We start from the raw sequence: 10,812 nt of genomic DNA, 5'->3' as shown, positions 1-10,812 counted from the left end.
GGAGGTGGTGGCGAGGGCGGCTGGGGCCGGCCGTACCGCTCGCCCCGGGTGCCCGGGTGGACCGGTTCGAGGTCTTCTTCGACCTGGTCTTCGTCCTCTCGTTCTTCATCATCGTCCGGGCCACCGCAAGCGACCTCAGCGCCCACACGCTGCTGCACAGCCTGCTCGTGCTGGCCGTGCTGTGGTGGATCTGGGTGGTCCACACCGTGGTGGCGACCCGGGTGCGGCTCGGCGAGGGATTCGTGCCGGTGGTCATGGTCGTCGGCATGGCGGCCCTGTTCGCCTTCGTCCTGGCCGTACCGCAGACAATCGAGACCCACTCGGGAGGGCTGGCCGGTCCGGTCACCGTCGCGGTGAGCTATCTGGTCATCCGGGTCGTCCACCTGTGGATCTACTGGCACGTCGTCCGGACCATGCCGGCGGAGAGCCGGCACCTGCTCCGGCTCACCCCGGAGTTGGTGATCAGCACCGGGCTGCTGCTCGCCGCCGCGCTCATTCCGTCGCAGGCCACCAACCCGCAGGCCGGTGCGCTGATCCGCGACCTGCTCTGGGCCTCCGTAGTGGTGTCGCAGTACGCCACCGGCCTGATCGCCGGCAACCGGGGCGCCGGAGTCGTCTCCGCCGAGCACTGGACCGAGCGGTACGACCTCATCCTGATGATCGCCCTCGGCGAGTCGGTGCTCTCCGTCGGTCTCGGCACCAGCAGCCACCTGGCCGGTGAGTCACCGACCTGGCCGGCGATCGTCGCGGCCAGCATCGGCATCGTCCTGGCGGCGGCCCTGTGGTGGCTGCACTTCGACATGATCGGGCCAGCCGCCCGGATGACCCTGCACGCCACCCTCGGCCGGGCCCGGGTGGCGCTGGCCCGGGACGCGTACGCGTACCTGTTCCTGCCGATGATCGCCGGGCTGATCCTGTTCTCGCTCGGCGCGGAGGAGATGGTGAACTGGCTCGCCCAGCCGAACCGGCCGCTGGGCGAGGCGCTGCACGGCCCGGGTGTGCCGCTGCTCTTCGGCGGGGTGATCTGCTACCTGGTCGGCGACATCCTCTTCCAGCTGCGGGCCCTGGGCACCCTCACCTGGCTCCGGGTGGGCACGGTGGTGCTGCTCGCCATGCTCGTGCCGGCCGCCGTACGGGTGCCGGCACTGGCCGCGCTCGTCCTGGTGACCGTGGTCTGTGTCGGCCTGGTCGCCCTGGAGGTGGTGACGATGGCGGACTCCCGCCGGGCGCTGCGCAGGGCGGTGTTCGCCGAACGGACCACCCACGAGGCGCGGGAGGCCGAGTGGCGCAGCCGCTGGCACGACGAGCCGCCGGAAGCCGGTGGCAGCGCCCCGATGGGCTGACCGAGCGGTTCGCCCCTGGGCTGTCGTGGGAACCCATCGTGGTGATCGGCTCAACTCGCCGCACATGGCGGTGTAGCGCCGGACCCGACACCACAGCCTGCCGCATCCGGTTGTCACCCCACCTCAGGCATGATCAACTCCACCTGCGGCAAACGGCGGCATCACAACAGCCCAACACCACCAGTCGCCGCAATCGGAGTCGATCATGGTCCACGCCAGGCGCGGCGCGCACGCTAGGCGGAGAGGGCCGGACCGACCACCGGTCGCCGTGCCAATGAGCGGGGTGTTGGTACCGTGTCGGCGGTGACCACCGACGAAACCGGATTGGTCCGCAGGGCCCTCGCCGGGAGGCTCGTCCTGGTCGTCGGCGGGCTCCTGTTCGTCGGCGCCGCGCTCCGGCTGGTCGTCCAGGGTGACACCGGGATCCGGTACAGCGCCGACCACCACGACACCGTGCCGATGTGGGCCGGTTGGATCCCGGCGCTGGTCGGGATCGCACTGGTCCGGCTGGTGCCGCCCGCTGCCGACCCGCAATGGCCGGACCGGATCGCGCCGTACCGGGAGGCGGTGCCGCTGCTGCTGGCCGGGGTCGCGTTCGCCGTCATCCTGCCGATGCTCGGCGGCGAGCCGGCGTACACGCTGTTGAAGGTGACGCTGCTGACCGGCGTACCGCTGGGGGTCCTCCTCCGGTCGCGGCGGCGAGGGGCCCGCTGGCACCCGTGGCGGCCGGTCGACGCGGCGCACCGCTACGGGCCGGCGCTGCCGGTGCTGGCCTGGCTGGCGCTCAGCTACGCCACCCCGTTGGCCGTGCCACCCGGCGACTTCGGCCGGACGGTCGACCCGGCGGTGCTGGTGGGCGTGCTGGTGGTGGGTTTCGCCGCGAACGCGCTGTTGGAGGAGGTTTTCTACCGGCGCTGGTTGCAGAGCCGGTGGGAGTCGATCCTGGGGCGGTGGCCGGCCATCGCGCTGGCGTCGCTGGTGTGGGCGGCCTGGCACGTCGGCATCCAGGGCACCGGCCGGCTCGGCACCGACCTCGCCTCGGTCGCGGTCAACCAGGGCGTGCTCGGGCTCTTCCTCGGCTACCTGTGGTCCCGGTACCGGCGGATGTGGCCGCTGCTGGTGGTGCACGGGGCGGTCAACTCGGTGCCCATCCTGCTCGGGCTCTGACCGACGCCGCACTACCGGACGGCGACTGGCCTGACCGCGGCGGCGCGGCCGTCCGGCTTGAAGACCGGCCGGAAAGCCCGGTCGGGAGCCCTGGCCGGGCAGCCCGGCCGGTCAGCCGGCCCGGACTCCGCCCGAGACGCCCTCGTAGTAGCGGATCTTGTCACGGAGGTGGTCGTACTGGCGGCGCAGCAGGGCCATCTGCTCCTCGACCCGCTCGGCGTGCCGTTCCAGCAGTTCCTGCCGTTCCCGGGCGGTGTGCTCGCCCTCCCGGGCCAGCTCGGCGTAGCGGCACATCTGCGCGATCGGCATGCCGGTGTCCCGCAGGCAGCGGAAGAGGCCCAGCCAGCCCAGGTCGTCGTCGGTGAAGACCCGCCGCCCGCCGGAGGTGCGGCTCACCCCGTTCAGCAGACCGATCTTCTCGTAGTAGCGCAGGGTGTCGAGGCTGAAGCCGCTGAGCCGGGCGGCCTCCGAGGGCGAGTGTCCGATCATGCTGGCAGGGTAGCGCTTGACCTGGAGCGCGCTCCAGGTTGGAAAGTGTGGTCATGACGACGACACGACGACTGGGACGCAGCGGCATCGAGGTCAGCGCCATCGGCATGGGGTGCTGGGCGATCGGCGGGCCGCTCTGGGCGGGCGACCAGCCGCTCGGCTGGGGCGAGGTCGACGACGACGAGTCGATCCGCACCATCCACCGGGCGCTCGACCTCGGCGCGACCCTCTTCGACACCTCCAGCAACTACGGTGCGGGGCACAGCGAGCGGGTGCTCGGCCGCGCACTTCAGGGCCGCCGCGACCGGGCGGTGATCGCCACCAAGTTCGGCTACCCCACCGACGAGACCACCCGCCAGGCCACCGGCGAGGACGCCAGCCCGGCGTACGCGCGACAGAGCCTGGAGGGCTCGCTGCGGCGGCTCGGCACCGACCACGTCGACCTGTACCAGCTGCACGTCAACGGACTGCCGGTGCCGCAGGCGCTCGAACTGGTCGACACCCTGGAGGGCCTGGTCACCGAGGGCAAGATCCGGGCGTACGGCTGGAGCACCGACAACCCGGCCTCGGCGCGGGCGTTCGCGGCGGCCGGTCCGCACTGCGCTGCCATCCAGCACGACCAGTCGGTGCTCAGGGACAACGCCGAGATGTTCGCCGTCTGCGACGAGTTCGACCTGGCCAGCCTGAACCGTGGCCCTCTCGCCATGGGCCTGCTCACCGCGAAGTACCAGGGCACGCCGGCCCCGCGCGGCGGCGACGACGTACGCGGGGTCGCCCCGGAGTGGCTGCCCTGGTTCACCGACGGGGTGCCCACCGCACAGTGGGCCGAGCGGGTGGCCCGGGTCCGGGAGGTGCTCACCGCCGACGGCCGCACCCTCGCCCAGGGCGCGCTCGGCTGGCTGCTGGCCCGCAGCCCGCGTACCCTGCCCATCCCCGGCTGCCGCACGGTGGCGCAGGCGGAGGAGAACATCGGCACGCTGGCGTACGGGCCGCTCGGCGCGGAGGCGTCCGCCGAGGTGGAGCGGCTCCTCGCCGACCTGCGCACCGCCCCGGCCAACGCCTGACGTCCGCCACCGGCGCCCCGCCGGCCGTCCCGCCCGACGGCCGACGGGGCAGCCCGGGAGGTTTCCGGCAGTCGGACACCAGCTCGCCGACGTCGCCCGTCCGTGGCCATGCCTCAGCCGGTCAGCTATCCAAGACCGCCGTTGCTCTGCAGAAGCTGGGCGTTGACCCACCCGCCCTCGGCAGAGCAAAGAAACGTGACCAGATTCGCGCAGTCCTGCGGCACGCCGAGCCGTCCCAGCGGCATGCCGCGGATCAGATCCGCCTTCTGGTCCTCGGTCATCCACCCGGTGTCGGTCGGCCCGGGATTGATCGCGTTGCAGGTCACTCCCAGGTGGGCCAGTTCGCGGGCGGCGGCCAGCGTGATCCGGTCCATCGCCCCCTTGCTCGCGCCATAAGGAAGGTTTCCGGCGGTGTGGTCAGCCACGTCGCCCGCGCATTGACTGCGAAGTGCCGGTCGAAGCTTTCCACCGTGGTGTCCAGCAGGCCGGAGTCGACCGACTCGCAGTGGCACAGCACCAACGCGGTGACGTTTCCCAGCTCGCGCTCGACGTGGTCGAACAGCTGCGTCGGCACCGCCGGGTCGCTCAGGTCCGCCTCAACCGCAAGTGTCCTCGCCCCGAACGACACCACCTTCTTCTGCAACTCTCCAGGCGCCCCCGGTTCCACGCCCCACCGCATCCGCGCGTCATAAGCGGTCCAGTACGTGAAGGCCACGTCCCAGCCAGCCCTGGCCAGACTGAGCACCACGGACGCCGCGATTCCCGCCGAACGTCCCGCCCCCGTGACCAGGGCAAGCGGACCTCCGAATCTCGCACGTCCTGCCGATCTCCACTCATGATCCTTATCCTGGCGGGCTACCCCCTCGCACAGCACCTGACTTTCCGGGCCACGCGACGACCTTGCCGGCCGTCCTGGCGACAGCTGACGGGGCATCGGCGGAACCAACTACTGGCCGAACGAGTAACGCAGGTCCGCGTTGATCAGTTCGTTGAGCCGCTTGCGGAGGTGCCCGAGCAGCGAAGGATCCGGCAACGGCTCGGCGACCAGCAGCTTCCAGTGCAAGAGGGTGCCTGCCCCGCCGTCGGATGACAGCTCGAAACGCACCTGGGCGTCCGGGCGTCTCGGCCACAGCGACGACCAGACGACCAGACGCGGGTTCGCGGCCTCCAGGATCTGCGGCCGTTGTTCGTCATCGAGCAGCCGCAGCCAGGGGCGCGCCGGGTCGCGGTCGGGCTGGGTGAGCGCCTCGAAGACGACGGCGGGCGGGGGCGGCTGGGTCCGCGCGCGGCTACCGGCTTCGATCACCGCTCAGCCTGCACAGATCGGCGGAACCACCGTCACGACTTGCCCTCCCCCTGGGGCAACTCCTCGGCGACGAAGACGCCGACACCGTGCACGCCGACGGTCGAGGCTCCGTCATCACACCCTCTGCCCCTCGCCGATGCGGAGCGGGATCGCTTCCGTCCACTCGTACATCCGGTGATCCCGGTGAAACCGTAAGAGGTCCAGATACTCAAGCACAATCGTGACGGGTTCGACATGGACCTTGCTCAGCGCTTCGGCGATCGGTGCAGCGTCCTGGCTCGCGTTGGAGTACGCGATGCTCACGTGTGGATGGTAGTCGGCGGGGTTCTGCGGAAGTGGCTCGCTCCGATCTTCGCCGAGCACGCCCACGATGTCCTCATGCACAACGGCGCGTAGCGCCCGCAGAGGTTCGGGCGGGTCAGCCGGAAGGTAGACCGCTTCGGGCCTGACGATCGGCCGATGGCAGGCCACGACCAGCGGAGTCACGGCAGCAAGGCGGTCACGAAGTCGTTCGGCGATCTTGCTCGCCTCGTTCTCCGTGACCTCATCCACGAATCCGATGCCCTGCATCGTCAAGTGCAGCCAGTCGGGCGGAATCAGGTCGAGCGTCGAGATGCCGTGCAGACTGGCCTGGTACGCCTCGACCACCCGGACCACCGGTGCATGCCGAACCATGCTGATGTGACAGGCGTAGAAGTGCCGGCCCGCCCGCCATCCAGGACGCCACCACCAGTGATCCCGCATCCTGTCAACGTGGTGCACCGCGCTCATCACACCCCCTGCTAGACATCGGAGAGTCCGCGCCGCCCCTCAGGGCTCGCTGGCAGTTCGTACTCGTCGATGATCTCGATACTGTCCGCAGGCCACACCGACTCGGATACCTCAAGAAGCGTGCCATCGGCCGCTCGCGCGACATGCACGAGGTGCAGAACGGCCCTGCTCGGCGACATCTGCAGCGCTTCCGCTTCGGCCGAGCTCGGCATTCTCCACCGCCAGTGGTCCTGGGCACGCGCATATCTCTTGCCACTCAGATCTTCGACGCAGAGGAACAGCGCCTTCGGCACGACCTCAGGCGCTTCGAGCAGAGTGCCCTCGGCGAACGACAGGGGCAGGTAGCTGGCACCCAGTTCCTGCGGCTTGCCGGTCTCCTTGTCGAAGAGAATGCGGCGACGGACGAGCATCTCGACGTCAGGTTCAAGTGCCGCCAGCAGCGCGATGCGCTCCGGCGGTGAGGTGTGCTCGACGTCGGTTATCTCGTGGCGCAGGTGCGACGTGAGAAGCTGGTGATCTTCTCTGGCGCGGCCGTACCGGAACCGCGAGCGTCGCTGCAGCGGTCGGCTCTGATTGACGAAAGTACCCACGCCATGCCGCGCTTCCACCAAGCCCTCGCCGCGCAGCACTCCGATGGCATTCCGCAGCGTCTGCAGCGACAGCCCAGGAAAGCCGGCGCGGAACCGCTCCAGCAACATCGACTCGGCAGGCAACCTCTCGCCAGGCCGGTACACCCCTTCCTTAATCTCGCGCCGCAGCTCATCCGCTATGCGCTGATACTTCGGAGCCTTGGCACCGAGGTCACCCGTCATCACTACCTCCCTCGCCGAGCCTACTCATCTAGAGGACTTGACGCTCACGCCAGTCAACCCTACGGTGATCCAAGGAAGTCCTCTAGAGGACTAGAGGTCACCGGCGATGCTGGTTGTTGACAGGCCCGGGGCGGGTGCCGGGCTCCGGCCGACCATGCGCGCACGGCCGCCCCCGCCCGCCTCGGTGCCGCACCCCGAACGAGGAGGCGACGACGTGCGGTCGAGGACCGACGAACCGGTGGACGCGATGGAGAAGGTGCTCGGTGAGCTGCCCGTGCCGTGGGTGGTCACGGTGCAGGACGTCAAGCTGGCGATCCGGGCGCTGCTCGTCCACCGGCCCGAGGACTGGCCGGCCGGCCCGCTGTGCGGCAGCGACCGGACGCCGTACCCGTGCCTGCTGCACCGCTGGGCGCGGCGGGTGCTGCGCTCGCGTGGCCTGGCCGACGACGTGATCGACACGCTGGCGGAACGAGGCGGGACGCTGACCGGCGTACCCGGCGGGTGGCACTGATGCGGTGGCCGCGACGCAACGCGAAGCCGGTGCCGCTCGCGCCCCGGCACCGGCGAACCTGGCGGTACGGGCGGCGCTGGTGCTCGTGCGGCCTGCGCTGGGCGGCCTGCCCGGACCGGCACACGCCGGTGCCCACCGAGCCGCCCGCCCCGCCGCCACCGACCAACAACCGCTGGTGGAACGAGGCGACCCGGGCGAACCCGCAGGTGGGCCGGGCCGGGCGGCTCACTCCGGCGCAGACCTGGCGGGCCAACGGCGGCCGGTGGTGAGCCCACCCCGACCACACCTGCCGCTACGGCCGTTGTGGCTGTGCCGGGCGTGCGGTACGCCGTGGCCGTGCGCGCCCGCGCGGCTGGCGCTATTGCGGGAGTACGCGCACGGCCGGGTGGCGCTGCTGGTCTACCTGGGCGGCCTGCTGCACGACGCAGCCGGCGAGTTACACCGGTTTAACCCGCACGACGGGCCGGAGCCTCAGCAACTCTTCGCCCGCTTCCTCGGCTGGGCAGTGTCCCGCTGCCCAAGCTGAGCGCGCCTGTCGTCACAGGGTGCCGCCGTACCTCCGCAGCGAACTGCGGCACGCCGGTGTTGACCTCGCGATCGCCTCGGGCCGCCCCGCCGACGGGCAAGGACGTGGTGCGAGTCAAGAAGCATCCGAGTCGGTGGCCGGTGTGTACCGACCCGATGAGGCGGCGTCCACCTGCGCCGCTGTTCGAACGTCTTTGCCGCGTCGTGGGCCAGGTAGGCGCATCGGGGTGAGTCGGGGCGAGGTACTCCTCGAACGGCCCTCACGCGACCCGACAAGCGGGTGGGCCACACGGCCGTTGTCACGCTCGCGGATCGCCTCTTGAAGTGAGCGGAGCGCTGGCCACCACTCGGGGTGCTGCTCCACCACCTCAGCCAAGACCGGGCTCTGCTCCAGCATGTGCGCTGGCCACCGATACCAGGAGTGGGCGAACTGGAAGTCGGGCAGGAGTGCGGCTACCTGCAGCTCACACTCAAGGACGTCGGCGAGCAGTTCCGCGAGGGTCAACACCGCTGGCCGATCGGCGTCGTGCGGTGCGGAGGGCTTCCCGTCGTAGAAATACGAGCGGAGCGCTGGATTCTCAAGCAGGCGGTCGTGCCACGAGCGAGACAGGCTGTTGATCTCCATTAGGGCGGCGGCCGAGCCGATACCGTTGTTGATCCGACTCTGTTTCGCCACCTCCCTGGTCTGTACGGCAGAGAAGCCCAATGACACCGCGACAAGCACCAGACCAGCGAGGCCGAGGACCCACTCCTGCATGTCTGCCTGCCCTTTCCGAGAAGGGGGAGTTGCCCTCACGCTACGACGGCATTGCAACCACCTACGGTGACTGCCCGGGTCGGCTGCGGCGCTACCGGCGCGTCCCGCACCAGGGATCGGGGCGACGATGCGAGTGCCGCATCGGATGAACCGCCGCGCTTCAGCGCGCGCCTTGGCCAGAGGCGCCGCCGTACCTCCTCAGCGAACTGCGGCACACCGATGCCGTCGCCACGCTGTAGCACCTCGTAGCACAGGAGGTAAACTGCAGACCATGGCCGAGCATGCTCCTCGAGAGATCACGCAGCGCGAGCTGCGAAATGACTCAGGCACCATCATGCGGGGGGTGGAGCGCGGAGAGTCCTTCACCATCACTCGCAACGGCACGCCCATCGGCCGACTCATCCCGATCAGGCGACGTACCTTCGTGCCTCGAGCCGAGGTGATGGCGGCCTTCGCCACCGCGCCCGTCTTGGACGGATCGCGGCTCCGCAGCGACCTCGACGCGGCGATGGACCAGGATCTCACCGACCGTGACTGGTGAAGCTCCGTTCCGCGGTCTGATCGACACGAACATCGTCATCCAGCTGGCCGCGCTGGATCCGGCGGAACTCCCTGACGAGATGGTGATCAGCGCCGTCACGCTGGCGGAACTCTCGGCGGGCCCGCATCACACGGACGACCCTGGCGAACGAGCACGCCGAATGAGCGTGCTCCAGCATGTGGAGGCGACGTTCGACCCGCTTCCGTTCGACGCGGAAGCGGCCCGCGCCTTCGGCCTCATCTCCGCCGCCGTACTCGCGGCCGGACGCGGCACCCGTCGCCGCATCGCCGATCTGATGATCGTCTCCGTGGCCCACAGTAATGGCCTGCCGCTCTACACCACCAATCCCGCCGACTTCAAAGGGCTGGACCATCTAGCCTCCATCCGCTCAGTGCGCCGGCCCACCTGAACGACCCGCTGCTCGCGGCGAGTCAGTGATTTCGCTCAACGCATCCACTTCCGGGTCCGTACCTGAAGATATGAGCATGCGGATCCTCATGGCCGGCGCGTCCGGCTTCCTCGGCACCCCGTTGGTCGACCGCCTCACCGCCGACGGGCACCAGGTCGTCCGGCTGGTCCGACGGCCACCACGCACCTCCGACGAACGGCAGTGGGATCCCTCCGCCGCGCAGCTCGACCCGGCCGTGGTGGCCGAGGCGGACGCGGTGATCAATCTGGCCGGCGCCGGCGTCGGCGACCGGCGCTGGAACGACGGGTACCGGCGGCTGATCCGGTCCAGCCGGGTCGACACCACCACCACGCTGGCGATCACCATCGCCGGGCTGACCGCCGCCGACCGGCCTGGCGTGCTGCTCAGCTCCAGCGCCGTCGGCTGGTACGGCAACACCGGCGACCGGGTCGTCGACGAGGACGCCCCGGCGGGCGAGGGGTTCCTCGCCGACGTCTGCCGGGTCTGGGAGGCGGCCACCCGCCCGACCGAGGACGCCGGGGTACGGGTGGTGCGGCTGCGTACCGGCCTGCCGCTGCACCGCGACGGCGGGCTGCTCAAGCCGCAACTGCTGCCGTTCCGGCTGGGCATCGCCGGGAAGTTGGGCAACGGCCGGCAGTGGCTGCCCTGGATCTCGCTGCGCGACTGGCTGGACGCCATGCTGTTCCTGCTGGCCCGTGACGACCTCGCCGGTCCGGTCAACGTGGTCAACCCGAACCCGGTCACCAACGCCGAGTTCACCCGGGAGCTGGCCCGCCAGCTACGCCGCCCGGCGGTCATGCCGATCCCGGCCCTGGCCCTCAAGGTCGTCCTCGGCGGTTTCGCCCACGAGGCCCTGACCAGCACCAGGGTCCTGCCCGCCGTGTTGGACAAGGCCGGTTTCGTCTGGACCCACCCCGATCTGCCGGGTGCCCTGCACGCCGCACTCACCGAGTGAGCCGGGGCGACCGGACCGCCTGACCGCCCGGGTGGGCTCCCGTGTCTGCCCGGTGCGGGCCGGTACGGTTGGTAACGTCCGCTCCGTGCCGACCTCTCCGCCCCGGACCATTGATCAACCCCCCACCGAACAGCCCCCCTC

The 10,812-nt window shown here is 70.3% G+C and carries 14 protein-coding genes and 1 pseudogene; 9 read left to right on the top strand and 6 right to left on the bottom strand.

Translation table 11 applies throughout. The features are described from left to right. Together E1193_RS25380 and E1193_RS25375 are read left to right on the top strand one after the other, a co-directional pair. A partial coding sequence (locus tag E1193_RS25380; RefSeq protein WP_132185701.1) for a low temperature requirement protein A occupies positions 1 to 1,343 on the top strand: 1,343 nt, incomplete at its 5' end. A 303-nt stretch (positions 1,344 to 1,646) separates the two neighbouring features. Beyond that, positions 1,647 to 2,510, top strand: a complete 864-nt coding sequence (locus E1193_RS25375; protein WP_132185700.1) for a CPBP family intramembrane glutamic endopeptidase — start codon at positions 1,647 to 1,649, stop codon at positions 2,508 to 2,510. 111 nt (positions 2,511 to 2,621) lie between these two features. Here E1193_RS25375 and E1193_RS25370 read toward each other — a convergent pair whose 3' ends face one another. Beyond that, the gene (locus E1193_RS25370; protein ID WP_132185699.1) at positions 2,622 to 2,999 is read right to left on the bottom strand and encodes a MerR family transcriptional regulator; all 378 of its coding nucleotides are present in this window, start codon (positions 2,997 to 2,999) and stop codon (positions 2,622 to 2,624) included. A 53-nt stretch (positions 3,000 to 3,052) separates the two neighbouring features. Here E1193_RS25370 and E1193_RS25365 point away from each other — a divergent pair, with 53 nt between their 5' ends. Continuing rightward, positions 3,053 to 4,063, top strand: a complete 1,011-nt coding sequence (locus E1193_RS25365) for an aldo/keto reductase (RefSeq protein WP_132185698.1) — start codon at positions 3,053 to 3,055, stop codon at positions 4,061 to 4,063. 125 nt (positions 4,064 to 4,188) lie between these two features. Here E1193_RS25365 and E1193_RS25360 read toward each other — a convergent pair. From E1193_RS25360 to E1193_RS25345, 4 genes and pseudogenes are all read right to left on the bottom strand, one after another. Further along, positions 4,189 to 4,997 (bottom strand): annotated as a pseudogene (locus tag E1193_RS25360) (SDR family oxidoreductase). Between the two features lie 12 nt (positions 4,998 to 5,009). Next, positions 5,010 to 5,369 (bottom strand): hypothetical protein, encoded by a 360-nt coding sequence (locus E1193_RS25355; RefSeq protein WP_132185697.1) that lies wholly within the window; start codon positions 5,367 to 5,369, stop codon positions 5,010 to 5,012. Between the two features lie 114 nt (positions 5,370 to 5,483). Next, positions 5,484 to 6,140, bottom strand: coding sequence for a 2'-5' RNA ligase family protein (locus E1193_RS25350; protein WP_132185696.1), 657 nt, complete (start codon positions 6,138 to 6,140; stop codon positions 5,484 to 5,486). 11 nt (positions 6,141 to 6,151) lie between these two features. Next, complete coding sequence (locus E1193_RS25345; protein ID WP_132185695.1) at positions 6,152 to 6,952, bottom strand: GntR family transcriptional regulator; 801 nt, start codon at positions 6,950 to 6,952, stop codon at positions 6,152 to 6,154. 214 nt (positions 6,953 to 7,166) lie between these two features. On the opposite strand from E1193_RS25345, the gene E1193_RS25340 reads away from it, so the two are divergent. The 3 genes from E1193_RS25340 to E1193_RS25330 are packed head-to-tail and all read left to right on the top strand — an operon-like array spanning position 7,167 to position 7,989. After that, positions 7,167 to 7,463, top strand: coding sequence for a hypothetical protein (locus E1193_RS25340; RefSeq protein WP_243707887.1), 297 nt, complete (start codon positions 7,167 to 7,169; stop codon positions 7,461 to 7,463). Then, positions 7,463 to 7,732 carry a hypothetical protein gene (locus tag E1193_RS25335; RefSeq protein WP_132185694.1) on the top strand — a complete coding sequence of 90 codons (270 nt, stop codon included), beginning with the start codon at positions 7,463 to 7,465 and terminating at the stop codon, positions 7,730 to 7,732. Before E1193_RS25340 ends, E1193_RS25335 begins: the two co-directional genes overlap by 1 nt. Then, complete coding sequence (locus E1193_RS25330; protein WP_243707886.1) at positions 7,729 to 7,989, top strand: hypothetical protein; 261 nt, start codon at positions 7,729 to 7,731, stop codon at positions 7,987 to 7,989. Before E1193_RS25335 ends, E1193_RS25330 begins: the two co-directional genes overlap by 4 nt. 114 nt (positions 7,990 to 8,103) lie before the next feature. Here the strand turns inward: E1193_RS25330 and E1193_RS25325 are convergent, their stop codons facing one another. Beyond that, a complete protein-coding gene (locus tag E1193_RS25325; protein WP_132185692.1) occupies positions 8,104 to 8,745 on the bottom strand; it encodes a hypothetical protein in 642 nt (213 codons plus the stop codon). A gap of 271 nt (positions 8,746 to 9,016) precedes the next feature. Here E1193_RS25325 and E1193_RS25320 point away from each other — a divergent pair, with 271 nt between their 5' ends. The 3 genes from E1193_RS25320 to E1193_RS25310 all read left to right on the top strand — a co-directional run bounded on the left by E1193_RS25320 (position 9,017) and on the right by E1193_RS25310 (position 10,671). Beyond that, complete coding sequence (locus tag E1193_RS25320; RefSeq protein ID WP_132185691.1) at positions 9,017 to 9,286, top strand: type II toxin-antitoxin system prevent-host-death family antitoxin; 270 nt, start codon at positions 9,017 to 9,019, stop codon at positions 9,284 to 9,286. Further along, positions 9,276 to 9,695: a type II toxin-antitoxin system VapC family toxin gene (locus E1193_RS25315; protein WP_132185690.1), complete on the top strand. Its 420-nt coding sequence runs from the start codon at positions 9,276 to 9,278 to the stop codon at positions 9,693 to 9,695. Before E1193_RS25320 ends, E1193_RS25315 begins: the two co-directional genes overlap by 11 nt. A gap of 76 nt (positions 9,696 to 9,771) precedes the next feature. Beyond that, positions 9,772 to 10,671, top strand: coding sequence for a TIGR01777 family oxidoreductase (locus E1193_RS25310; protein ID WP_132185689.1), 900 nt, complete (start codon positions 9,772 to 9,774; stop codon positions 10,669 to 10,671). Positions 10,672 to 10,812: the final 141 nt, after the last annotated feature.

The sequence above is a fragment of the Micromonospora sp. KC606 genome, assembly GCF_004348675.1.
In the GTDB taxonomy this organism is placed as follows: Bacteria; Actinomycetota; Actinomycetes; order Mycobacteriales; family Micromonosporaceae; genus Micromonospora.
This window is presented reverse-complemented; position numbering and strand designations above follow the sequence as displayed.